The following is a 24,009-nucleotide window of genomic DNA, read 5'->3' on the forward strand; positions in this document are numbered from 1 at the left end:
CCGCGCGACGCGGCGGGGTGCGGCCCCTGTCCGATCCGTACGGAGGGGCTGACGATCACGTGAACCTGCGCGACAAGCTGCGCGGCCTGCTGGTCAGGCTGTACGCACGCCGGGTGGAAGGTCACCTGGACACCGCTCAGGTGCCCAAGCACATCGGCGTCATCATGGATGGCAACCGCCGGTGGGCGAAGGCCTCGGGTTCCAGCACCGTCCACGGCCACCGGGCCGGCGCCGACAACATCGGGGAGTTCCTCGGCTGGTGCAGCGAGACGGAGGTCGAGGTCGTCACCCTCTGGCTGCTGTCGACCGACAACTTCGACCGGCCCGAGGAAGAACTCGTCCCGCTGCTCGGCATCATCGAGGACGTGGTGCGCAGCCTCGCCGCCGACGGGCGCTGGCGGGTCCATCACGTGGGCACGCCCGATCTGCTGCCCGCCGGGATGCAGACCACCCTCAAGGAGGCCGAGGCCGCCACCGCGCACGTCGCCGGGATAGTGGTCAACGTCGCCATCGGGTACGGCGGCCGCCAGGAGATCGCCGACGCCGTGCGGTCCATGCTCCTCGATGCCCACGAGAAGGGCACCTCGATGGAGGACCTCGCCGAGGCCGTCGACGTCGACATGATCGGACGTCACCTCTACACCCGCGAGCAGCCCGACCCGGACCTGGTGATCCGCACCAGCGGCGAGCAGCGGCTGTCCGGTTTCATGCTCTGGCAGACCGCGCATTCCGAGTACTACTTCTGCGACGTCTTCTGGCCGGCCTTCCGCAAGGTCGACTTCCTGCGGGCGCTGCGCGACTACGCGGCCCGCCACCGGCGCTACGGCGGCTGAACGGCTCACGCCAGGACCCCTGCGCTCTCCTCGTCGGGGCTCTCTGCCTGTCTCCGTCGGGGCTCCCTGCACTGTCTCCGTCCGGGCTCTCTGCCTGTCTCCGTCCGGGCTCCCTGCCTTTCTCCGTCCGGGCTCCGTCCGGGCTCCGTCCGGGCCCCCGTTCCGTCGCCCGCGCCGCCGGTCACGCCCTGTTCACCTGCGCGCCGTCATATGCCTTGGCATGGCTGCGCTCATATGAGGGAATAAGCCAGGCAGGTCGACACCCGAACCACGGGCGTCGTATCTCAGCGGACGACACGGGAGTCGTCCGCCCGGGAGGCCCTTTGCACCAGCCCGACCGTGCGGTCACAGCACGGAAGCAGCGGAGGGCCGGTTCTCGGCCCGCTGTGCATGGCGGCCGTCGACCGGTCCAGCTCCGCTCCGTCGCTCCCCGACCTCATCCGAGGGGGTACGTCCTTCCGTGGTGACCAGCGCAAAGCGTCACAAGCCCGACCGACGCACTTATGTTCTCGACACCAGCGTCCTGCTGGCCGATCCGAACGCCCTGACCCGCTTCGACGAGCACGAGGTCGTGCTCCCCATCGTCGTGGTGACGGAACTGGAGGCCAAGCGGAACCATCCCGAACTCGGGTATTTCGCCCGGCAGGCGCTCCGTCTGCTGGACGACTACCGGGTGCGGTACGGCCGCCTCGACGCCCCCCTTCCGACCGGGGACCTCGGTGGAACCGTGCGGGTCGAGTTGAACCACTCGGATCCCAGTGTTCTGCCCAGCGGTTACCGCCTGGGGGACAACGACTCCCGCATCCTCGCGGTCGCCCGCAATCTGCAGGCCGAGGGGTTCGACGTCACGGTGGTGTCGAAGGACCTCCCCCTCAGGATCAAGGCGTCCTCCGTCGGTCTCCTCGCCGAGGAGTACCGCGCGGAGCTCGCCATCACGGACTCCTCCGGCTGGACCGGTATGTCCGAACTGACCCTGCCCGGCGAGCAGGTGGACATCCTCTTCGAGGAAGGGCACGTGTATGTGCCCGAGGCGTCGGACCTTCCGGTGCACACCGGTCTGACCATCCAGTCCGAGCGCGGCAAGGCGCTGGGGCGGGTCGCGCCGGACGGCAACGTCCGGCTGGTGCGCGGCGACCGGGAGGTGTTCGGGATCAAGGGCCGCAGCGCCGAGCAGCGCATCGCGCTCGACCTGCTGCTCGACCCGGACGTCGGGATCGTGTCCATGGGCGGCCGGGCCGGCACCGGCAAGTCGGCGCTGGCGCTGTGCGCGGGTCTCGAGGCAGTCCTGGAGCGCCGGCAGCACCAGAAGGTGATGGTCTTCCGGCCGCTGTACGCGGTGGGCGGGCAGGAACTCGGTTATCTGCCCGGCAGTGAGGCCGAGAAGATGAGCCCCTGGGCGCAGGCGGTGTTCGACACGCTGTCGTCGGTCACCAGCAGGGAGGTCATCGAGGAGGTCACCGCGCGGGGCATGCTCGAGGTCCTGCCGCTCACCCACATCCGGGGACGCTCGCTGCACGACGCGTTCGTGATCGTGGACGAGGCGCAGTCATTGGAGCGGAACGTACTGCTGACCGTTCTGTCCCGGATCGGGGCCAATTCGCGGGTGGTTCTGACCCATGATGTCGCCCAGCGGGACAATCTCCGGGTCGGGCGGTACGACGGTGTGGTCGCCGTGGTCGAGAAGCTGAAGGGGCATCCGCTCTTCGCGCATGTCACCCTGACCCGGTCCGAGAGGTCCCGGATCGCCGCCCTTGTGACCGAAATGCTCGAAGACGGGCAGATCTGACCCCTGGGGTCCAGGAAGGATCGGTTACGCAGTAGTTGACGCCGTCCGGAAAGGCGAAGAGCCTAGCCGGGCGGCGTCGGCGTGTGTGCTGGTTTCCGAATATCCCCAGGGGCAAACGGGATGTGAGCTTTCACACGCAACAGAGAATTGCCTTGCCGCGTCCGGTTACGGCAGAGTCTCACTCCTGTCAGGCCCCGCATACGACACACCTGTACCCCCAGCGGTGCAGAACCACAGGCCAACTCCATAGCGTCGTCGTATGCCGCCCGAGCATCACGCGGCGCTCCCTCGCGGGAGTTGCCCATCGGGCCCGTGCCTCCCGTGACCCGAAGTTGGGGAGGCCAGTGGCAAGGGGGCACGATTGCGTCCGCGAGGGTCACCGAAGCGGGCGATGCTGGAAGGAAACCGTGTGAGCCGGATCTCGGTCCGGGGATTCGCAGTGGCCTCGGCCACGGCGGTCACCGCTGTCGGAAGTGTCGTCGGCGTTGCCTCGGGCAGCGTCGCTCAGAACAACGACGCCGAAGCGACGGCGAGCGGCACCACGTTGCTCGCGGACATCCCCGCGGGCCAGCAGGCCCAGGTGCAGACCGCGTCCCTGACGCAGCAGGCCGAAACGATGGCCATCGCCGCGGACGCCACCGCCAAGAAGGACGCCGAGGAGGCCGCCCGCAAGGCCGCCGCCGAGACCGCCGTCGAGAAGAAGAAGGAAGCGGCGGAGAAGGCGGAGCGGGAGGCCGAGGAGCGCGCGGAGGCCAAGGCCGCCGCCAACCGCTCCGCGACCCGTGACGCCTCCAGCTTCGCGACCCAGGCGTCCTACACCATCGCCGAGGTGCAGGCGATGGCCCGGCAGATGGTCCCGGCGGACCAGTTCCAGTGCTTCAGCGACATCGTGCAGCGCGAGTCGAGCTGGAACTACATGGCCGACAACCCGACGTCCGACGCCTACGGCCTCGTGCAGGCGCTCCCGGGTTCCAAGATGTCCTCCGCCGGCGCCGACTGGGCGACGAACCCGGCCACCCAGATCAAGTGGGGTCTGGGCTACATGAACGACCGCTACGGCAGCCCTTGCGGCGCCTGGTCGTTCTGGCAGGCCAACCACTGGTACTAGAACGACCGGGGACTCCGACTTCCCGGCCCCGCTCAACCCTGGCACAGCCCCGCACCGTCCTACGGAGCGGGGCTTTCGCCATGTACGGTCTGACCGACGACTCCAGGGGGAGTGGTGGGGAGAAACGGGGGAAGAGGACGGATCATGTCGCGAGTGCCAGGATGGCTCGGCCGGGTCGGAGCCGGACTGACCGAGGTCAGTAAGCGGCTGGAGGAGCGCCGGGCGGAAGTGGCGCGGGACCGTCTGCCCGACGACGAGGACAGCGCGTCTTCGAGTTCCGCCTCGCACGCCGGTCAGGAGCCGTCCCCGCCGGCCGAGTACGCCGCCGTGGCCGTCCCGGTCCGGCCGGACCCCGCGCAGGCCGTGCCCTGGGGGGTACGGGTCGCCGCCGAGGCGGGCTGGCGGCTGCTGGTGCTGGCCGGCACCGTATGGGTGCTCATGCGGGTCATCAGCGCCGTACAACTGGTGGTGCTGGCGTTCGTGGCCTCGCTGCTGATCACCGCGCTGCTCCAGCCGACCGTGGCCCGGATGCGGCGGCACGGCGTGCCGCGCGGGCCGGCCACCGCGCTGACCGCGCTGTTCGGGTTCGTGGTGATCGGCCTCATCGGCTGGTTCGTGACCTGGCAGATCATGGAGAACATCGACAACCTCTCCCAGCAGATCCAGGACGGCATCGACGAACTGCGCAACTGGCTGCTCAACAGCCCCTTCCACGTCACCGACAAACAGATCAACGAGATCGCCAAGAACCTGCGGGAGGCGGTCGGCGCCAACACCGAGCAGATCACCTCGGCCGGTCTGGAAGGTGTGACGGTCGTCGTCGAGGCGCTCACCGGCATCCTGCTGGCGGCCTTCTCGACCCTGTTCCTGCTCTACGACGGCAAGCGGATCTGGGAGTGGTCGCTGGGGCTCGTCCCGGCCGCCGCCCGTCCGGGTGTCGCCGGCGCCGGACCGGCGGCGTGGCGGACCCTCACCGCGTATGTGCGCGGCACGGTGGTGGTGGCGCTGATCGACGCGATCTTCATCGGCCTCGGCATCTACTTCCTCGATGTGCCGATGGCGGTGCCGCTCGCCGTCTTCATCTTCCTGTTCTCCTTCATCCCGCTCGTGGGTGCGGTGGTGTCGGGGGTGCTGGCGGTGGTCGTCGCGCTGGTCACCCAGGGGGTGTTCACGGGTGTCATGACGCTGGCGGTGGTGCTGGCGGTGCAGCAGATCGAGGGGCACATCCTCCAGCCGTTCATCCTGGGCCGGGCGGTGCGGGTCCATCCGCTGGCGGTGGTGCTGGCGGTCGCCTCCGGCGGGATGGTGGCCGGGATCGGGGGTGCGGTGGTCGCGGTGCCGCTGGTGGCGGTGACCAACACGGTCGTGGGGTATCTGCGGGCGTACTCCCGCGAGACGGCCGCACTCCATTCCCCGCGGCCCCGGGGGGCTACGGCCATGTCCGCGCCGGACGCTCCGCTGCGGGTGCCTCCGGCGGCACCGGAGGATTCCGAGCGGCGGGCAGCCGACCTCGACGAGGAGTAGGGCTTGCGCCCGGCTTTCTCCGCTTGTGGGCTTGCGCCCGGCCTGCCGCAGCTGCGGTCTTGGGCCCGTACCCGTCCAGCTGCGGGCAGTCGTGCCTCTCCCAGTGCCTCAAGGCCTGGGGGGTACCCCCAGGGCGGCACGGGTGGGTGCAGCTGCATCCGGCAAGCGCCGGGGAGCGAAGCGGTGTTGGTGCGGGCCGGGGGGTGATCGCGCAACCCGGCGCCGGCGGGGTGCCGTCGCGCCCACCCGTGCCGCCCTGCGGCACGACTGCCCGCGGAGGGCGGGGGCTCGCGGCGTGGCTGCCTGGGGAGGGCGGGGTGGGGCCGTAGCCGGGGTTCAGGGGGGACGGGTGTGGGCCCGTTCACCTCGGGGAGGTGGACGGGCCCGATGTGTGGGGCCGTGGGCGGAGTTACTCCGCGGCCGCGAGCACCGCTTCCGCGTCGAGAGTCGCGGCGACCGCCTCGACGACCGCCGCGATCTTGAACGCCTCCTGGACGGCTTCCCGCTCCAGGCCGGCCTTGCGCAGCACCTGCTCGTGGGAGTCGAGGCACGCACCGCAGCCGTTGATCGCGGAGACCGCGAAGCACCAGAACTCGAAGTCGACCTTGTCGACCCCCGGGTTGCCGATGACGTTCATCCGCAGACCGGCGCGCAGATTACCGTACTCGTGGTCCGACAGCAGGTGACGGGTGCGGTAGTAGACGTTGTTCATCGCCATCACCGCGGCAGCGGCCTTCGCCGCGGTGTACGCCTCCGGCGACAGGTTCGCCTTCGCCTCCGGCTCCAGCTCGCGCAGCACGATCGGCGAACGCGAGGCGATCGCCGTCGACAGCACCGTGCCCCACAACTGCTGGGCCGACAGGTCGGAGTTCCCGATGACCGAGCCGAGGTTGAGCTTCAGGTCCTTGGCGTAGTCCGGTATACGGGACTTCAGGGAGTCGAGTGACATCTCAGGTCACTCCCCGGCCAGCAGCGCGACCGGGTCCAGGGTCTCCTCGCCCTTGGACCAGTTGCACGGGCAGAGCTCGTCGGTCTGCAGGGCGTCCAGAACCCGCAGGACCTCCTTCGGGTTACGGCCGACGGAGCCGGCGGTCACCATGCTGAACTGGATCTCGTTGTTCTGGTCCACGATGAACACCGCGCGCTTGGCGAAGCCGTCCTCGCCCTCGATGCCGAGGTCGCGCATCAGCTCGTGCTTGGAGTCCGCCATCATCGGGAACGGCAGGTCGCGCAGGTCGTCGTGGTCCTTGCGCCAGGCGTGGTGGACGAACTCCGAGTCGCCGGAGAAGCCGAGGACCTGGGCGTCACGGTCGGCGAACTCCTCGTTCAGCTTGCCGAAAGCGGCGATCTCGGTCGGGCACACGAAGGTGAAGTCCTTGGGCCACGCGAAAACGATCTTCCACTTGCCCTCGTAGGTCTTGTGGTCGATCGTCTCGAACTCCTTGCCCTTCTCCAGCGAGACACAGGCGGTCAGTTCGAACTCGGGGAACTTGTCACCGACAGTGAGCACAGGACCTCCTTGCAGCGAGGAAACCTCCGGATCGCGGGGGCTTCCCATGGGTTGGACCTTGTTGATGTTGGCACAGGCTGCGTTGATTCGTGAAATAGCTACACTCGGTCGTGTTGATCGGAGGAAGCTATCAGTGACTGTGGGTAATAGGCGTAGGCAGCCGAGCCTCGCCCAGCTGCGGGCGTTCGCCGCGGTGGCCGAGCATCTGCACTTCCGGGACGCCGCGGCCGCGACGGGGACGAGTCAGCCTGCGCTGTCGGGCGCCGTGGCCGCGCTGGAGGAGACGCTCGGTGTCACCCTCGTGGAGCGTACGACGCGCAAGGTGCTGCTCACCCCGGCCGGTGAGAGGCTCGCCGCCCGCGCCAAGGCCGTACTGGCCGAGGTCGGGGCGCTGATGGAGGAGGCGGACGCGCTGCGGGCGCCGTTCACCGGGGTGCTGCGCCTCGGAGTGATCCCCACGGTGGCGCCGTATGTGCTGCCCACCGTGCTGCGGCTGGTGCGCGACCGCTATCCGCGGCTCGACCTCCAGGTGCACGAGGAGCAGACCGCCAGCCTGCTGGACGGACTGACCGGCGGGCGGCTCGACCTGCTGCTGCTCGCCGTGCCTCTCGGTGTACCCGGAGTGATCGAACTTCCGCTGTTCGACGAGGACTTCGTGCTGGTGACCCCGATCGGCCACCGGCTCGGCGGCCGCCGGGGCATACCCCGCGAGGTGCTGCGTGAGCTGAACCTGCTCCTGCTGGACGAGGGGCACTGCCTGCGCGACCAGGCACTGGAGATCTGCCGCGAGGCCGGCCGCGCGGGAGTCGCGGCCACCACCACGGCGGCCGGACTCTCCACCCTGGTGCAACTGGTGGCCGGCGGGCTCGGGGTGACGCTGCTGCCGCGCACCGCCGTCGACGTCGAGACCACCCGCTCCGGGCGGCTGCGCACCGGCAGCTTCACCGACCCGGCCCCCACCCGTCGCATCGCCCTCGCCATGCGCACGGGCGCGGCGAGGGCGGGGGAGTACGAGCAACTGGCGGCGGCCCTGCGCGAGGCCCTGCGGGAGCTGCCGGTGCGGACGGTGGGGAGCTGAGCCCCCGCCGTCCGCACCGGGCCCGTCGCGCCCGAAGCGCACCGGTCCCGTCGCGTGCCCGGAGCGCTCGGGTCCTGTTCCGCGCGTGGAGCGCTCGGGCCCCAAGCCGCGCCTGAAGCGCTCCGGTCCTACTCCGTGCGCAGCCCGTCCGGGCGCATCATGCGCAGCAGCGGCGGCAGGCTCAGCAGCGTCACCGCCAGGACGACGCCCGCGCCGATGCCGGTCATCTGGGCGACGCTCGGCCAGTCCACGCGGATCCGGGTCGCCGTCATGCGCTGGAGCACGGCTCCCAGGGCCAGGCCCACCACCGAGGCCAGCAGCAGGCCCAGACCGATCGGGATCGCCGTCTGCCACAGCACCGACAGGCTCAGTGTGCGCCGCCGGGTGCCGAAGGCGACCAGGGCGGACAGCAGCTTGCGGCGCTCACGCAGCTGCTCCAGCTGGGAGACCAGCAGACTCGCCCCGATCAGCGCCAGCACGGCCGCGGCGCCGACGAACACGCCGGTGCGGATGCTGTCGTAGCGTTCGGAACGCTCGGTCAGGTTCCACGCGGTCGGGTCGGCGAGCGGGTCGATCGCGGCAGCCGTGTTGCGCACATGCTCGACGGCGTGCGGCACGGAGTCGTCGAGGGACAGATACAGCTCACCGCGGACCGCGTCCTCCAGCTCCGCGGGCATCGCTCCCTGGGTCAGCAGGAAGCCGCCGCGCTTGGTCCCGGTCGGGCCCTTGATGGAGTCGGCCTGCTTCAGCGTCCCCGGGACGGTCCACACGACGTCCTTCGTCTTCGCGTCGTCCGAGTCCGCCTCCAGATACAGCTTCTGGCCCGGCCGGCTCAGCGCCGGGGTGTCCGTGTCGTACTCACCGCCCCGGACCGTGAACACGTCGCCGTCCGTGCACGAGGGCAGCTTCGCCAGGGTGCGCAGGGTCGCGCAGTCACCGATGGTCAGCTCGGCGATGCGTTCCGGACTCTCGGACCAGGGCCGGTCGCCGAAGTTACTGCTGGACAGCGCGTAGACCTCGCGGACGCCCTCGGTCTCCTCGAGCTTCGCGGTGGCCGCGGCGACATCCGTGCTGTCCGGCACCCTGATCTCCATCTGCGCCAGTGTCACGTCCAGGCCGGTCTCCTTGGTGTAGTCGCTTTCCACACCGGCGAACAGCATCTGCAGCGCGATCGCGCCGGCCACGGCCACGGCGATGCCGTTGACCATGCGGGCCGCCGTGCCACTGCTCAACTGCAACCGGCGGACCGCCAGTTGCCATGCCACGTTGCCCGAGCCGAGCCGGGCGACGACCGTCTCGACGGTCCACGGCAGCAGCGCGGTGACGCCGACGAGCAGACAGATGACACCGCCGGCGACCAGATACTCGTTGAACTCCCCGTTCTCCTGGCCCTGTCCGATCATGGGGGACAGCATGCCGAGTCCGGCCAGCGGCAGCAGCAGCCGCCACCACAGCCGGCGGCGGGCCGGCCGCGCGGTGCGCACCACGCCCAGCGGCTCGATGACCACCCCGCGCAGCGCCAGCAGGGTCACCAGCACCGCGGCCGCCGGAACCGCCACCGCGACCAGCAGGGCCAGCAGCGGCGAGGGGTTCAGATAGCTCGGGAAGACACTGATCCGGAACACCTCGACGGAGGACGCGAACTCACGCCCCGCCAGGAAGAACCCGGTCCCGAACACCAGCCCCAGCAGCGCCCCGCCGAGCGCCTCGCCCGCGGCGATCCGCCGGGTCATCCCGCCGTCGGAGCCGACCAGCCGCAGCGCGGCCAGCCTGCGGTCCCGCCGTTCGCCGCCGAACCGTACGGCCGCGGCGATGAACACGGCGACCGGCATCAGCAGCACCACGAAGACGACGAGGACCAGCAGCATGAGGACCGGGTCCGCCTCCTCCTCCATCGGGTTGGGATCCCCGAAGGAGTCGATGCGGCCCACGGTCCCGCCGCCGTCGGCCCGTGCCGCGAGGCCCTCGGCGCCCGCGTAGTAGGCGAGTTCCTGCGAACCGATCAGCCCCTGCTCGCCGATCGTCCCCACGACGTCGTACGGCAGACGCTCCCGCAGCAGCTCCCCGCCGTCCGAGTCGAGGAGTTCCTTCAGCGCGGGGGAGACCACCATGTCGCCCCGCGCCGGGAACTCCCGCAGACCGGGCGGCAGCGGGGCCTTGTCCCCCTCCGGCTCCAGCAGCCGGCCGCGGATCTCCTTGCCCTCGAACTCCGTGTCGGTGTCCGCGGTCATCAGGGTGTCGTCGGCGCGCTTGATCTCCTCGCCGTAGGTGAAGTTGAGGCGGGCTTCCTCCCGCCGGTGGCGTTCCTCCAGCGCGCCGGGCAGGGCGGTCGTGAGCAGCAGCAGCGCCACCCCCAGCCCGACCCCGACGGCGGTGAGCATCGCCCGGGTCCAGCCCTCGCGTCCCCCGGCGAAGGCGAACCGGAGCCCCATGCCGAGATCACGTGCCCACTGGCGCGCACTCATACGACGCGCTCCATGTCCCGGGACTTGCCGTCCCGCACGACGATCTCGCGGTCGGAGTAGGCGGCCACCCGCGCCTCGTGGGTGACGAGTACGACGGCGGCGTTGGTGGACCGGGCGGCGTCGGAGAGCAGTTCCATCACGCGCTCGCCGTTGAGGGAGTCCAGCGCGCCGGTCGGCTCGTCGGCGAACAGCAGCCGCGGGCCGGTGACCAGCGCGCGGGCCACGGCGACCCGCTGGCCCTGACCGCCGGACACCTCGCCGGGCCGCTTCTTGCGGACGTCGTCGACCTCGAGGCGCGCCATCCAGGTGAGCGCGGCCCGCTCGGCCTCCTTGCGGGGCGTGCCGTTCAGCCGCAGCGGCAGGGCGACGTTCTCCACGCAGGTGAGCTCCGGCACGAGCTGCCCGAACTGGAAGACGAAGCCGAACTCCGAGCGCCGCAGCGCGCTGCGCTCGCTGTCGCTCATGGCGGTCAGCTCACGTCCGTCGTACGTGATCGACCCGGAGTCGGGGGTGACGATCCCGGCGAGGCAGTGCAGCAGCGTCGACTTGCCCGAACCGGAGGGCCCCATCACGGCGACGACCTCGCCCGGGTGGATGGAGAAGCCGGCGCCGTCGAGCGCGGTGGTCGGGCCGTAGACCTTGCGCAGGTCCCGCGCGACGAGCAGGGAACCGGGGGGAGTGGTCGTGGTCATCGGGTCACCGCCTCACGGAGCTTGTCGAGACGCGCCGCGGTCAGCTCCAGCCAGCGCAGATCGGCCTCGAGGTGGAACAGGGCATGGTCGCAGATGAGCTGGTCGGCGAGATCGCCCTTGCGCTTGCGGTCGGTGAGGATCCGCATGCCGCGCAGATGCTCCGAGCGCTGCGTGTCGAGGATGTCGGCGGCGTCGCGGCTGGTGAGCAGGGCCAGGACGACCTTGGTGTAGAGGGTCGACTGGAGGTACGGCTCCGGCTTCTCCGGTGTGGCGAGCCAGCGCTCGACATCGGTGATGCCGGCCTCGGTGATCGCGTACCGCTTCCGCTCGGGGCCGCTGCCGGCCTCGATGCCGTCGACTTCGACCAGCCCGTTCTTCAGCAGGCGGGACATCGTCGAGTAGACCTGGCCGTAGTGCAGCGGCCGGTCGTGACCGAATTTCTCGTCGAAGGCCCGCTTCAGGTCGTAACCATGACGCGGGCCGGACTCCAGGAGTCCCAGGAGGGTGTGACCGATGGACATGCGGAGCACTCTACATACCGTGTATACCCACTGTGTATACGCCGAGTGCGTAGATGGTGGCGGGGGGTGCGGACCTCCAGGTGGGAGCCGATTGTCACGGTTCTGCTACCGCGGTGCGGGCCGCCTGCCGACGGGCGTGCGCGGACCGGGCCGTCCGGGCGTCCCCCTGGGGGAGGGGGGTTCGGGAACGGGGCCGGTCAGGCCGACGGGGGCCTGGGGGCGGAGCCCCCGGGCGGACGGCCCCGGCGGGGCAGCGGCCCCGCCTCACCGGGCAGCCGCCCCGCCTCGGACAGGGCGCGCCGCAGCAGGAACTCGATCTGCGCGTTGGCCGAGCGCAGCTCGTCGTTCGCCCAGCGGGCCAGCGCCTCGTACACCGACGGGTCGAGCCGCAGCAGCACCTGCTTGCGCTGCGGCCGACCCTGGGGGGCCGGGCCCCCGGACGGTTCGGTCACTGGTAGAGGGTCCCCGTGTTGAGGACCGGCTGTGCGGAGCGGTCGCCGCAGAGCACCACCATCAGGTTGGACACCATCGCCGCCTTCCGCTCCGGGTCGAGCTCCACGATGTCCTGCTCCTGGATCCGGGCCAGCGCCGACTCGACCATGCCCACCGCGCCCTCCACGATCTGCTGCCGCGCCGCCACGACCGCGCCGGCCTGCTGCCGCTGGAGCATCGCCGAGGCGATCTCGGGCGCGTAGGCGAGGTGCGTGAAGCGGGACTCGATGATCTGCACGCCGGCCGCGTCCACCCGTGCGCGCAGTTCGACGGCGAGCTTCTCGGTGATCTCCTCGGCGTTGCCGCGCAGCGACAGGCCGTCCTCGTCGTGGGCGTCGTAGGGGTACTCGATGGCGATGTGCCGCACGGCCGCCTCGGTCTGGGTGGAGACGAACTCGATGTAGTCGTCCACCTCGAAGGTGGCCTGCGCGGTGTCCTCCACCCGCCACACCACGACCGCGGCCAGCTCGATGGGGTTGCCGTAGGCGTCGTTCACCTTCAGTACGGCGGTCTCGTGGTTGCGTACCCGCGTGGAGATCTTGGTGCGCGAGGTGAAGGGGTTGACCCACCGCAGACCGTCCTGGCGGATGGTGCCCCGGTAGCGGCCGAAGAGCTGCACCACCCGGGCCTCGCCCGGCGCCACCATGTTCAGCCCGCACATCGCGAGGATCGCGGCGATCGCGACCAGGATGCCGCCGCTGATCAGGGCGGCCTTCGGGCCGGTCGCGGTGACCGCGGTGGCGGAGACGATCAGCGCCACGCCGATGATCAGTCCGGCCAGTCCGAGCGTCAGTGCGAGGCCGCCGCCGATGCTGTGCGCCGGGACCTCCCGCACGCGCGGGGCCGGCATCGCGGGCACATCGGCCGTGACCTGCGGGTCGTGTATGGACATGGGTGATCCCCCGTTCCTCGGTGCGCCTGCGCGCGAGGTACCTGCGCGGCTAGCGTCTGCCTATCTAAGTGATATCAGATTACCTCCTCGCAGCAACCTCGTGTACCTCTCGTACGTCGGTTCTGGTGGAGCGGGTGCTGATTGTCACGTCCGTAACGACCGCATCAGCAGCCCTTTGTCATGGCTCCCGGTGTTAGTTTTCTGAGCTGACCTGAGCGGCGAACCTGTGTGGCAGGCGAGCACACATGAACGAAGCGGAGCGGAACGGGCGTATGGGACGAGCGGAAGAAAGACGCGCACGACAGCGCGGCGGACGCCGTGCCGCACCCAAGGGCCACCGCTCGTCGGGGGCGGCCGGCCGCAGCGGTATACGCCGGCTCTTCACCTGGAAGAAGATCGTCGGCACCTTCTTCGGCCTCTGCCTGCTTGGCATGGGCGCCTTCATCGTGCTCTACATGATGATCGACATCCCCGAGGGGAACGCCGACGCCGAACTGCAGGGCAACGTCTACAAGTACAGCGACGGCTCGGTCATGGCCCGCAGGGGCTACAACCGGGACATCGTCGACCTGGCGAGGGTCCCCAAGGACGTCCAGCGGACCTTCGTCGCCGCCGAGAACAAGAGCTTCTACAAGGACTCCGGCGTCGACCTCAAGGGCACCGCGCGCGGCCTGCTCAACACGCTGTCCGGCAAGGGCGCACAGGGCGGCTCGACGATCACCCAGCAGTACGTCAAGAACTACTACCTGACCCAGGACCAGACCGTCACCCGCAAGATGAAGGAGCTGGTCATCTCCCTGAAGCTGGACCGGGAGAAGTCCAAGGACTACATCCTCGCCGGCTACATCAACACCAGCTACTACGGCCGCGGCGCCTACGGCATCCAGGCCGCCGCCCAGGCCTACTACCGCGTCGACGCCGAGGACCTGACCGTCGAGCAGGGCGCCTACCTCGCGGCCCTGCTCCAGGCGCCCAACCAGTACGACTGGGCGATCGCCGGCGAGACCGGCAAGAAGCTGGTCCAGGAGCGCTGGAACTACGTCCTGGACAACATGGTCGAGCAGGACTGGCTCGACGCGGCCGACCGCCAGGGCATGGAGTTCCCCGTTCCCAAGGTGCCCAAGGCCGCCCCCGGTCTTGAGGGCCAGCGCGGATACCTGGTCGAGGCGGCCAACAACGCGCTCAAGCGGCAGCTCGTCGCCCAGGGCGACGCCGAGGACCTGGAGCAGGCCAAGGCCCTGGTGGACCTCGGCGGCTACACCGTCACGCTCAACATCGACAAGAAGAAGCAGGCCGCGCTGGAGAAGGCGGTCAAGGAGCGGCTCACCAGCAAGCTCGACCCGGACAAGCGCAAGGTGGACGCCGACGTCCAGGCCGGCGCCGTCTCCGTGGACCCGAAGACGGGCGCGGTCGTGGCGATGTACGGCGGCGTGGACTACGTGAAGCACTTCACCAACAACGCCACCCGCGACGACTACCAGCCCGCCTCCACCTTCAAGCCGATCATCCTCGCCGCCGCCGTGGACCAGGACGCCGAGACCCAGGACGGCGTGCCCATCACGGACAACACGATCTACGACGGCACGAGCAGGCGTCCCGTGATGGACGGCGGCAAGGAGGTTGGCTTCGCGCCGCCCAACGAGGACGACCGGAGTTACGGCGACATCACCGTCCAGGAGGCGATGAACAGGTCCGTCAACTCCGTCTTCGCGCAGATGGGCATCGACGTCGGCATGACCGAGGTGGTCGAGACCGCGGGCGAACTCGGCATGGAGACCGAGGGCATGCCCCCCGTGCCCGCGCAGACCCTGGGCAGTATGGGCGCGAGCCCGATGGAGATGGCGGGCGTCTACGCCACCTTCGCCAACCACGGCAAGAAGGTCACCCCGGCCATGGTGAAGTCGGCCGAGCACAACGACCGCACGATCGAGTTCCCCGACCCGGTCGGCGACCAGGTCATCAGCCGCGAGGCGGCCGACACGGTGACCTCCGTGCTCACCGGCGTGGTCGACGACGGTACGGCGAGGGAGTCCGTACGGAAGAACCCGCTGCGCAACGGCCAGCAGGTGGCCGGCAAGACGGGTACGTCCGACAACAACAAGTCCGCCTGGTTCACGGGCTTCACGCCCGAGCTGGTCACCTCGGTCGGTTTGTTCGGTGAGGACGACAAAGAACCGCATCCGCAGGTGCCCATGTACAAGGCCGGCGGCGTCGACTACCGCGTCAACGGTGGTGGCTTCCCCGCCGAGATCTGGGCCGCGTACACCTTCGGCGTCATGGACGAGGTCAGCAAGTTCGACCTGGACACCAAGCAGGGCGCGGCGGTGAAGCCGACCCGCACCCCGTCCGCCACGCAGTCGCCCTCCAAGACCCCGAGCCAGGAGCCGACGACCGAGGAGCCCACCACCCAGGCGCCGCCCGAGACCTCCTCCGCGCCGCCGACGACCCAGCCGCCGACGTCCGAGCCGCCCACGTCCGAGCCGCCGACGAAGACACCGCCGGCGAGCTCTCCGACCTTCGGGCTCCCGGGCAACCCGGACAACCCCGGCTTCGACGAGAACGGGTAGGGCCTGGGGCGACAGTGGCGCCGTCGCCCGAAGGGAGGCAGGCTCCACTGACGCACCAGCCCCTTGACGAGGCACACGGGGACGAGGGCGCGAAGAACACGAGGGGCGCCCGGTGAGGGCAGACGCTGTGGGTGAGCGTCTGACCACACCGGGCGCCCCTTCCCGTACGGCGGCTCAGCCGTGGTTCAGCTCGAACCACACCACCTTGCCCGTGCTCAGCCGGGTCGCGCCCCAGCGCCGGGCCAGCCGGTTCACCAGATACAGCCCGCGCCCGCCCTCGTCCGTGGCGCGCGCCTGCCGGAGCCGGGGCAGCTGCGGCACATCGTCACCGACCTCGCAGCGCAGGACGTCCGTGCGCAGCAGCCGCAGGGTGACCGGCCGCGTGGCGTACCGCACCGCGTTCGTCACCACCTCGCTGACCAGCAGCTCGACGGAGTCGCTCAGCTCCTCCATGCCCCAGCGGGACAGCGCCCGCCGGGCGAGGCGGCGGGCCCGGCCGGGGGCCGCGTCCTCCGGCTCCAGGAACCAGTACGCCACATCGCTCGGCGCGATCCCGTCGAAACGGGCGGCGAGCAGCGCGATGTCGTCGTCCCGGTCACCCGGACCGAGCATGTCGAGCACCTCGTCGCACAGCGCCTCCAGCGGCGGCGGATGGTCCGGACCGGTCAGCTGCGCGGTCACGGCGAGCTTCTCCCGCAACTGCTCGATACCGGTCCACACGTCCCGCAGCCGCGACTCCACCAGGCCGTCCGTGTAGAGCAGCAGCGTCGCCCCGGCGGGCGCGTCCAGCTCCACGGCCTCGAAGTCCACCCCGCCCACGCCGATGGGCGCGCCCGCGGGCACCCGCAGCACCTCGGCCCGGCCGCCCAGCTCCAGCAGGACCGGCGGCGGGTGGCCGGCGTTGGCGATGGTGATGCGGTGCGATACCGGGTCGTACACCGCGTAGAGGCAGGTCGCCATGCGGTCCACGCCGAGCCGCTGCGCCTGCTCGTCGAGATGGTGCAACACCTCCTGCGGCGGCAGATCGAGCCCGGCCAGGGTCTGCGCTGTGGTGCGCAGCTGGCCCATGATCGCCGCCGACGTCATGGAGTGCCCCATCACATCACCGACCACCAGCGCCACCCGGCTGCCCGGCAGCGGGATCGCGTCGTACCAGTCGCCGCCGACCCGCGCGGTCTCCGCGGCCGGCAGATACCTCGACGCGAGCCGTACGCCGGTGCAGCGCGGCAGGGTCTCCGGCAGCATCGTGCGCTGCAACTCGTCCGCGATGTACGCCTCCCGCCCGTAGAGCACCGCCTTGTCGATGCCGAGGGCGCTGTGCGTGGCGAGCTGGGCGGCGACCAGCAGATCGTCGGCCTCGAACGGGATGCGCTCCGGGCGGCGCAGGAACAGCGCCGCGCCGATCACCCGGCGGCGGCCGCGCAGCGGCGCGAGGATCGCCCGCTGCCCGGCCGGCACGGCCGACGCGCCGTCCTCGCCCAGGAGCTCGGGCAGCGCGGCCCGCGCGGCCGGTGCGTCCGTGAACACCGGACGCACCCCGCGCAGCACCTCGGCGAGCGCGCTGCCGGGCCGGACCGTGCAGAGCTCCTCGCCGACCGAGTCCAGCCCGGACGGCTCCGGAGCCGTGGCGGCGGGCAGGAAACCGCCCTCGGTGTCCCGCTCGGCCGGAATCCGGTCGGTGCGGCGCAGCCGTAGCACCAGCGGCCCGGTGGGCCGCTCGTCGCCGACCGGCAGCGGGTCGCGCAGATACACCAGGATCGCGTCGGAGAAGGTGGGCACGGTGGCCCGGCACAGCCCCATCACGATCTCGTCCAGGTCGATACCGCGGGCGATCCGCCGGGTCGCGGCGCCGACGAACCGCAGCCGGTCACCGTCCCGCCGCATCGGCGTCGGCCGCCCGGGCTGCGTCACCTGCCCGCTGCGGCGCTCCTTGCCGTCCGGTGCCCGGGCCGGACGGCCCTGGCCCGCGGCCGGCTGCACCGGGATGCCCTCGGGCACCGGGCGCGGCCGGTGCGTGTCCGGTTCGGCGTCCTGACCGGAACCCGGCTGGGAGTGCTCGGAGCCGGGAGCCGTCGCCGGGTCCTGGCCGGTGCCGCCCGGCGTCACCGTCTCCGCCGACGCGGCACCCGGCGAAGCCGGCGGCGCGGCTTTCGACGGTCCCGGGGACCCGGCCCCGGGCGCGGGCATCTCACCACCCGAGTGGCCCTGTACCGGTAAGGCGGTTCCCGTACCCGGCACACGCGCCGGTGGCGGGGTACGCGGGAACGCCCCGCGGGGATCCGCGGGGTCCACGCCCGGTTGCGGGCGTTCGAAGGAGGTCGGCTGCTCCGTCACGCGTGTCGAATCCATCCGTCCGGCGCACGCCGTGCGCGCGGTTCGTCCCGCCGAAACTCCGATACCCGGAATACCTGCCCCCGGAACGGATTTCGCGTGTGGTCAGAGGTTGCCGCCAATCCGCCGGGTGGCCGTGCCCGGCCCGCACCGGTGTTTCCGTACCCCTCGCTCACGTCCTGCCGCCCCTCGGTGACGTTTGGTCAAGCCCAGCGCGCGCTCCGGTGGTTGTCGCCCGGCGCCCTTGCGGACGACGATCCTACGTTTCCCGCCCGGGGACGCGGCAAGGGTCTCACGAGGACACATGCGCCGGAGTGCGGTCCCAGTCCTGTGGCAGTGACGGTACCGTCCAGGAGGGGTCCGGGCGCCAGTCCTCCCAGCCGTCCGAGAACGGCGGCCCCCAGGCGTCGATCAGCCGGGTCGCGGCCCGCCCGGCCTCCCGCACCCGGCCGGCCAGCGCGGAGTCCACCAGCCCATCCCGCCGGGCCTGCGCGAACTCGTCCTCGTCCCGCCAGTGCCGGCCGCGGTCCGGGTGCACGGAGATGTCCAGGAAGTGATCCTCGGAGTCCACTCCGCCCGCCCAACGGGCCAGTGGCTCCTCCAGGTTCACGTACCAGTTCTTGAACCGCCAGCCCGGCTCCCAGAACAGCCACACCGACCAGGGTTCACCGGGCCGGGCCAGCTTCAGCACCCCGGTGCCGGACCAGTGGCCCCGCCGCACCGTGCGCGGCTTGGTGTACCGGGTGCCGAGCGGCTCCTGGTGCACGGGTGTCCCGTCGGCGAGCACCGGCCTCACACACTCGGTGCCGGGCGCCAGCCACACGGCGAGCAGCTCCGGTTCGTCGGTGACGACCGTGACCGGACGCGCGATATGAATACGCACGCCGCCGTTCTCCCGGTAACGCCACAGGATCTGCGTCCCGGGCGCCCAGTGGCCGGCCGCCCTGTCCGCTCGGTCGCCCATCCTCGCTCCGCCCTCCGTCATGCGCAGATTTTAGGTGCCCGGGGCATACGACGCGGCGGAGGCCGTCACGGTTCACACCCGGTGCGTCAGGCTTTACGGGCGTGTCATCCGCAGGACATCCAGCGCCTCGTCGAGCTGTTCGACGCTGAGGTCGCCGCGTTCGACGTAGCCGCCCTCCAGGACCACCTGCCGGATGGTCTTCCGTTCCGCGAGTGACTTCTTGGCGACCTTCGCGGCCTCCTCGTAGCCGATGTACTTGTTGAGCGGGGTGACCACGGACGGCGAGGACTCGGCGTACTCCCGGGTCCGTTCCCGGTCGGCGACGATCCCGTCGATCGTGCGGTCGGCGAAGAGCCGGGAGACGCCTGCGAGCAGCCGCACCGACTCCAGCACGTTCTTCGCGATCACCGGCAGCATCACATTGAGCTCGAAGTTGCCCGAGGCGCCGGCGGTGGCGACGGTCGTGTCGTTGCCGGTGACCTGGGCGCAGACCATGAGCACGGCTTCGGGGATCACCGGGTTGACCTTGCCGGGCATGATCGAGGAGCCGGGCTGGAGATCGGGCAGGCTGATCTCGGCGAGCCCGGTACGCGGTCCGGACGCCATCCACCGCAGATCGTTGGCGATCTTCGTGAGCCCGACGGCGATGGTCCGCAGCTGCCCGCTGGTCTCCACGATGCCGTCCCGGGCGCCCTGCGCCTCGAAGTGGTCCCGCGCCTCGGTGAGCGGCAGCCCCGTCGCGCGGGCGACCTCCTCGATGACGGCGGCGGAGAACCCCGGCGGGGTGTTGATGCCGGTGCCGACGGCGGTCCCGCCCAGCGGCAGCTCGGCCAGCCGGGGCAGGGAGGCGTTCAGCCGCTCGATCCCGTACCGCACCTGGGCCGCGTACCCGCCGAACTCCTGACCGAGGGTCACCGGTGTGGCGTCCATCAGATGGGTCCGCCCGGACTTCACCACGTCGGCGAACTCCTCCGCCTTGTGCTGCAGCGCGGCGGCGAGGTGATCGAGGGCCGGGATCAGGTCGCGGGTGACGGCGGCGGTCGCGGCGATGTGGAGGGAGGACGGGAACACGTCGTTGGACGACTGCGAGGCGTTGACGTGGTCGTTGGGGTGCACGTCCCGGCCCAGCCGCTCGGTGGCCAGGGTGGCGAGCACCTCGTTGGTGTTCATGTTGGACGAGGTCCCGGACCCGGTCTGGAACACGTCGACGGGGAAGTGCTCGTCCCACCGCCCCTCGGCCACCTCGTCGGCCGCCTCCCGGATCGCCTCGGCGATGTCCTGGTCCAGCACCCCGAGACGGGCGTTCACCGTGGCCGCGGCGCCCTTGATCCGGGCCAGGGCCTCGATGTGGGCGCGCTCCAGGCGCTGCCCGGAGACCGGGAAGTTCTCCACGGCGCGCTGGGTCTGCGCACGCCACTTGGCGTCGGCGGGGACCCTCACCGCCCCCATGGAGTCGTGTTCGACGCGGTGGTTTCGGTCGTCGTCCGTGGTCGTCATCGTGTACCTCCGAGGATGCACAGCAGCGGTCCCGGACGAGCGTATTCCCGTGAGCCGCCTCCGCCCCGCCGCGCGGGGAGCGCGGCGGGGCGGAGGATCCGTGGGGGGAAGAACCTCGGAAGGACCCGTGAGGGAGGGTCAGCCGCTCTGCAGGGCCACGTCGTCCAGTACGAAGCTGGTCTGCAGGCTGTAGTCCTCGGTCGCGGTGAAGGTCAGGGTCACCGTCTGCCCCGCGTAGGCCGACAGATCGACGGACCGCTGCACGTACCCGCTGCCGGCGTCGACGTTGGACAGGGTGGCGAGCGTGGTGCTGCCCGCCCTCACCGTGAACCTGTCGTAGGCGCGTGAGCCGGACTCGTCGGTGTCGATGTGCAGCCAGTAGCCGAGCGACGCCTGGGAGCACCCGGCCGGCACGGTCACCGTCTGGCTGATCGACTCGGTGCCCGTGGAACCGTTCCCGCCGAGCCAGGCGAACCGGGTTCCGCTGTGTGCCGACTGGCCGGAGTGGGCGCCGATGGTGCCGGTGCTTCCGGTCCACGGCGACGTCCCGCTCTCGAAACCGCCGTTGCCGACGACACCCGCGGTGTCACAGCTGCCGCCGGTGCCGGTGTCCACGGCCCGCTGCCAGAGCGTGTACGCGATGCCGTCGGCCGCGCGGTCGAGGCCGGTGGTGTTGATGTTGCTGAGGGTGTCGCAGGCGCGGTGGTAGCAGGGGTCGTACCCGGATCCGGCGGTCCCGCCCCACTTGGCGGCCTGCGCGGAGGTCTTCCGGGCGCTGGCGCCCATGGCGTAGCCGGAGGTCGGGACCCCGTACTGCTCGAAGGGGTAGTCGTCGCTGCGTCCGGCGCCCTCGGTGTTCTCCTCGGGCTGGAGGCCCAGCGAGTCCCAGTACGCCTTCATCGGGGCGGCGGCCGCGGAGGTGATGTGGTTGATGAAGTAGCCGCCGTTGGTGGAGGCGACCATGTCGAAGTTGTAGTACGCCTTGATCTTCGCGCGCTCGGTGGAGGACAGCGAACGCACGTAGAAGTCGGACCCGTTGAGCCCCTGCTCCTCGTCGGTCCACCAGGCGAAGCGGATCCGGTTGCGCATGGCCGGGTCCTGCTGGGCCAGCGTCAGGGCGTTCTCGAGCAGGGCGGCGGAGCCGGAGCCGTTGTCGTTCATGGCGGGGCCGGCGGAGACGCCGTCGAGGTGGGCGCCGAACATGTAGACGTTGTTGGCGTCACCCCCCGGCCACTCGGCGATCAGGTTGGGACCCGCGCCGCTGGTGCAGCCGGAGGTGCAGGGCTGCTCGGTGACGGTGTAACCGGCGGCCTGGAGCTTGCCCTTCACGTAGGCGACGGAGTCGCGGTACCCCTGTCCGGTGGAACGGCGGTTCCCGCCGTTGCGTCCGGCGATGGCGCTCAGCTCGTTGAGGTGTGCGGTGACCTTGCTGACGTCGACGTCGGGCGCGGCACTGAGGGTGGTGTCCGCGGTGCTTACGGAGTCGGCGGCCACGGCGGGGAGTGTGCCGCAGCCGAGGATGACAGCGAGCGAGAAGCCCGCCGCGGCGAATCTTCGTTTCACCTGGTCTCCTCCGGGGTTGACATGGCATGTGCATGTCGGAGCGCCGAGAAGACTCACAGTGATGGTTGATTCCGTCAACGGAACAGGCGAGGTTGAGCCCAGATTGTCCGAAAGCAGCACACGAAGTCCGCTATGCGGACATAGGGCGCCGGTTGATCTCGCCCCCGCCGCCCCTTCCCGTCCCGATCCTGGGGCTCCGCCCCAGACCCCGCTCCTCAAACGCCGGAGGGGCTGACTCCAGCCCCTCCGGCGTTTGAGGAGCGGGGGTCCGGGGGCAGCGCCCCCGGGGGACGGGAAAGGGAAGGGGCGGCGGGGACGCACACATCGCCGCCCCGCCGCCCCGAGCCCGCAGGTCAGGTACTACGCCAGACCGGGCCCTCGCACCGGAATCGACGTGAACGTTGGCTGCTGCGGCGAAGGATCCTGGAAGAAGTCGTTGCCCTTGTCGTCCACGACGATGAACGCCGGGAAGTCCTCGACCTCGATCTTCCAGACCGCCTCCATCCCGAGCTCCTCGTACTCGACGACCTCGACCTTCTTGATGCAGTCCTGGGCGAGCCGGGCCGCGGGCCCGCCGATGGACCCCAGGTAGAAGCCCCCGTGCGCGCCGCACGCGTCCGTGACCTGCTTGCTCCGGTTCCCCTTCGCCAGCATCACCCGGGACCCGCCCGCCGCCTGGAACTGCTCGACGTAGCTGTCCATCCGCCCGGCCGTGGTCGGACCGAACGACCCCGACGCGTACCCCTCCGGCGTCTTCGCCGGACCGGCGTAGTACACCGGGTGGTCCTTCAGGTACTGCGGCATCTCCTCACCCGCGTCCAGCCGCTCCTTGATCTTCGCGTGCGCGATGTCCCGCGCCACAACCAGCGGCCCGGTCAGCGAAAGCCGGGTCTTGACCGGGTACTTGGTCAGCTCGGCGAGGATCGAATCCATCGGCTGGTTGAGATCGATCCGTACGACGTCGCCGGACTCGTCCAGCTGTTCGTCCGTCGTCTCCGGCAGGAACCGCGCCGGATCCGTCTCCAGCTGCTCCAGGAACACACCCTCCGCCGTGATCTTCGCGACCGCCTGCCGGTCGGCGGAACACGACACCGCGATCGCGACCGGGCACGACGCCCCGTGCCGGGGCAGCCGCACCACGCGCACGTCGTGGCAGAAGTACTTGCCCCCGAACTGCGCCCCGATACCGATCTTCTGCGTCAGCTCGAAGACCTTCTCCTCCAGCTCCTTGTCCCGGAAGCCGTGCCCGAGCGGGGAGCCCTCGGCGGGGATCTCGTCCAGGTAGTGCGCGGAGGCGTACTTCGCGGTCTTCAGCGCGTACTCGGCCGACGTACCGCCGACCACGATCGCCAGGTGGTACGGCGGGCAGGCGGCCGTGCCCAGCGAACGGATCTTCTCCTCCAGGAACTTCATCATGGAGGCTTCGTTCAGGACGGCCTTGGTCTCCTGGTACAGGAACGACTTGTTGGCCGACCCGCCGCCCTTGGCCATGAACAGGAACTTATACGCGTCGCCGTCCGTCGCGTACAGCTCTATCTGGGCCGGGAGGTTGGACCCGGTGTTCTTCTCCTCCCACATGGTGAGCGGAGCCATCTGCGAGTACCGCAGGTTCAGGTTCTGGTAGGCGTCGTAGATGCCCCGGCTCAGGGCCTCCTCGTCGCGCCCCGACGTCAGCACGTTCTGTCCGCGCTTGCCCATGACGATCGCCGTGCCGGTGTCCTGGCACATCGGCAGCACACCGGCCGCCGCGATGTTGGCGTTCTTCAGCAGGTCCAGGGCGACGAACTTGTCGTTGCCCGACGCCTCGGGGTCGTCGATGATCCGGCGCAACTGCGCCAGGTGCGCGGGGCGCAGATAGTGCTGGATGTCGTGGATGGCCTCCTCGGCGAGCTTGCGCAGCGCCTCCGGCTCCACCTTGAGGAAGGTCCGTCCGTCGGCCTCGAAGGTGGAGACACCTTCGGAGGTCACCAGCCGGTAGGGGGTGGTGTCCTCTCCCAGGGGGAGCAGATCCGCGTACTCGAACTCAGGCATCTCGCCCATTCCTCACTCGACGGAAGACCGCCCGCCTCCATCGGCGGGCGCTCACCAGCCTAGGACCTGCCGTCGGCGGCGAGATTGTGAGGTTGTCCTCAGTTGTCCGCCCCAGAGGGTAGTCGCGATCTATCGCGTTTGGGTACGCTGCTGTC

18 protein-coding genes are annotated in these 24,009 nt (G+C 70.5%); 6 read left to right on the forward strand and 12 right to left on the reverse strand.

Annotated elements, in window-relative coordinates; translation table 11 throughout:
- The first annotated feature begins 59 nt into the window (after positions 1 to 59).
- From ACIF9R_RS02670 to ACIF9R_RS02685, 4 genes are all read left to right on the forward strand, one after another.
- Entirely contained in the window at positions 60 to 833 is a 774-nt protein-coding gene (locus ACIF9R_RS02670) for an isoprenyl transferase (RefSeq protein WP_399973298.1), read from the forward strand.
- A 460-nt stretch (positions 834 to 1,293) separates the two neighbouring features.
- On the forward strand, positions 1,294 to 2,619 hold the full coding sequence (locus tag ACIF9R_RS02675; protein ID WP_399973300.1) for a PhoH family protein: 1,326 nt from the start codon (positions 1,294 to 1,296) through the stop codon (positions 2,617 to 2,619).
- 409 nt (positions 2,620 to 3,028) lie between these two features.
- Positions 3,029 to 3,727 carry a transglycosylase SLT domain-containing protein gene (locus ACIF9R_RS02680; protein ID WP_399973302.1) on the forward strand — a complete coding sequence of 233 codons (699 nt, stop codon included), beginning with the start codon at positions 3,029 to 3,031 and terminating at the stop codon, positions 3,725 to 3,727.
- A gap of 144 nt (positions 3,728 to 3,871) precedes the next feature.
- Positions 3,872 to 5,251, forward strand: coding sequence for an AI-2E family transporter (locus ACIF9R_RS02685; RefSeq protein ID WP_399973304.1), 1,380 nt, complete (start codon positions 3,872 to 3,874; stop codon positions 5,249 to 5,251).
- A 409-nt stretch (positions 5,252 to 5,660) separates the two neighbouring features.
- On the opposite strand, the gene ACIF9R_RS02690 is transcribed toward ACIF9R_RS02685, so the two are convergent.
- Together ACIF9R_RS02690 and ACIF9R_RS02695 are read right to left on the reverse strand one after the other, a co-directional pair.
- Positions 5,661 to 6,200 carry an alkyl hydroperoxide reductase gene (locus tag ACIF9R_RS02690; RefSeq protein WP_399973307.1) on the reverse strand — a complete coding sequence of 180 codons (540 nt, stop codon included), beginning with the start codon at positions 6,198 to 6,200 and terminating at the stop codon, positions 5,661 to 5,663.
- A gap of 6 nt (positions 6,201 to 6,206) precedes the next feature.
- Positions 6,207 to 6,761, reverse strand: a complete 555-nt coding sequence (locus tag ACIF9R_RS02695) for a peroxiredoxin (protein ID WP_399973308.1) — start codon at positions 6,759 to 6,761, stop codon at positions 6,207 to 6,209.
- A gap of 133 nt (positions 6,762 to 6,894) precedes the next feature.
- On the opposite strand from ACIF9R_RS02695, the gene ACIF9R_RS02700 reads away from it, so the two are divergent.
- Complete coding sequence (locus ACIF9R_RS02700) at positions 6,895 to 7,839, forward strand: LysR substrate-binding domain-containing protein (protein WP_399973311.1); 945 nt, start codon at positions 6,895 to 6,897, stop codon at positions 7,837 to 7,839.
- Positions 7,840 to 7,967: 128 nt separating this feature from the next.
- Here the strand turns inward: ACIF9R_RS02700 and ACIF9R_RS02705 are convergent, their stop codons facing one another.
- The 5 genes from ACIF9R_RS02705 to ACIF9R_RS02725 all read right to left on the reverse strand — a co-directional run bounded on the left by ACIF9R_RS02705 (position 7,968) and on the right by ACIF9R_RS02725 (position 12,901).
- Entirely contained in the window at positions 7,968 to 10,304 is a 2,337-nt protein-coding gene (locus ACIF9R_RS02705) for an ABC transporter permease (protein WP_399973313.1), read from the reverse strand.
- Positions 10,301 to 10,996: an ABC transporter ATP-binding protein gene (locus ACIF9R_RS02710; RefSeq protein WP_399973315.1), complete on the reverse strand. Its 696-nt coding sequence runs from the start codon at positions 10,994 to 10,996 to the stop codon at positions 10,301 to 10,303. Before ACIF9R_RS02710 ends, ACIF9R_RS02705 begins: the two co-directional genes overlap by 4 nt.
- Positions 10,993 to 11,517 (reverse strand): PadR family transcriptional regulator, encoded by a 525-nt coding sequence (locus ACIF9R_RS02715; RefSeq protein ID WP_399973317.1) that lies wholly within the window; start codon positions 11,515 to 11,517, stop codon positions 10,993 to 10,995. Before ACIF9R_RS02715 ends, ACIF9R_RS02710 begins: the two co-directional genes overlap by 4 nt.
- A gap of 197 nt (positions 11,518 to 11,714) precedes the next feature.
- Entirely contained in the window at positions 11,715 to 11,969 is a 255-nt protein-coding gene (locus tag ACIF9R_RS02720; RefSeq protein ID WP_399973319.1) for a hypothetical protein, read from the reverse strand.
- Positions 11,966 to 12,901, reverse strand: coding sequence for an SPFH domain-containing protein (locus ACIF9R_RS02725; protein WP_399973322.1), 936 nt, complete (start codon positions 12,899 to 12,901; stop codon positions 11,966 to 11,968). The genes ACIF9R_RS02720 and ACIF9R_RS02725 overlap by 4 nt, the downstream gene beginning before the upstream one ends.
- Positions 12,902 to 13,173: 272 nt before the next feature.
- Here ACIF9R_RS02725 and ACIF9R_RS02730 point away from each other — a divergent pair, with 272 nt between their 5' ends.
- Positions 13,174 to 15,468, forward strand: a complete 2,295-nt coding sequence (locus ACIF9R_RS02730) for a transglycosylase domain-containing protein (protein ID WP_399973325.1) — start codon at positions 13,174 to 13,176, stop codon at positions 15,466 to 15,468.
- A 174-nt stretch (positions 15,469 to 15,642) separates the two neighbouring features.
- Here ACIF9R_RS02730 and ACIF9R_RS02735 read toward each other — a convergent pair whose 3' ends face one another.
- The 5 genes from ACIF9R_RS02735 to ACIF9R_RS02755 form a co-directional block, all read right to left on the reverse strand.
- On the reverse strand, positions 15,643 to 17,817 hold the full coding sequence (locus ACIF9R_RS02735; protein WP_399973328.1) for a SpoIIE family protein phosphatase: 2,175 nt from the start codon (positions 17,815 to 17,817) through the stop codon (positions 15,643 to 15,645).
- Positions 17,818 to 18,091: 274 nt separating this feature from the next.
- Positions 18,092 to 18,784 carry a DUF402 domain-containing protein gene (locus ACIF9R_RS02740; protein ID WP_399973330.1) on the reverse strand — a complete coding sequence of 231 codons (693 nt, stop codon included), beginning with the start codon at positions 18,782 to 18,784 and terminating at the stop codon, positions 18,092 to 18,094.
- A 72-nt stretch (positions 18,785 to 18,856) separates the two neighbouring features.
- On the reverse strand, positions 18,857 to 20,260 hold the full coding sequence (locus ACIF9R_RS02745; protein ID WP_399973333.1) for a class II fumarate hydratase: 1,404 nt from the start codon (positions 20,258 to 20,260) through the stop codon (positions 18,857 to 18,859).
- Between the two features lie 138 nt (positions 20,261 to 20,398).
- A complete protein-coding gene (locus tag ACIF9R_RS02750) occupies positions 20,399 to 21,823 on the reverse strand; it encodes a M28 family peptidase (protein WP_399973335.1) in 1,425 nt (474 codons plus the stop codon).
- A gap of 360 nt (positions 21,824 to 22,183) precedes the next feature.
- Positions 22,184 to 23,854 (reverse strand): fumarate hydratase, encoded by a 1,671-nt coding sequence (locus tag ACIF9R_RS02755; protein WP_399973338.1) that lies wholly within the window; start codon positions 23,852 to 23,854, stop codon positions 22,184 to 22,186.
- Positions 23,855 to 24,009 lie beyond the last annotated feature (155 nt).

This window comes from Streptomyces sp. NPDC086080 (genome assembly GCF_044540255.1).
Classification (GTDB): Bacteria; Actinomycetota; Actinomycetes; order Streptomycetales; family Streptomycetaceae; genus Streptomyces.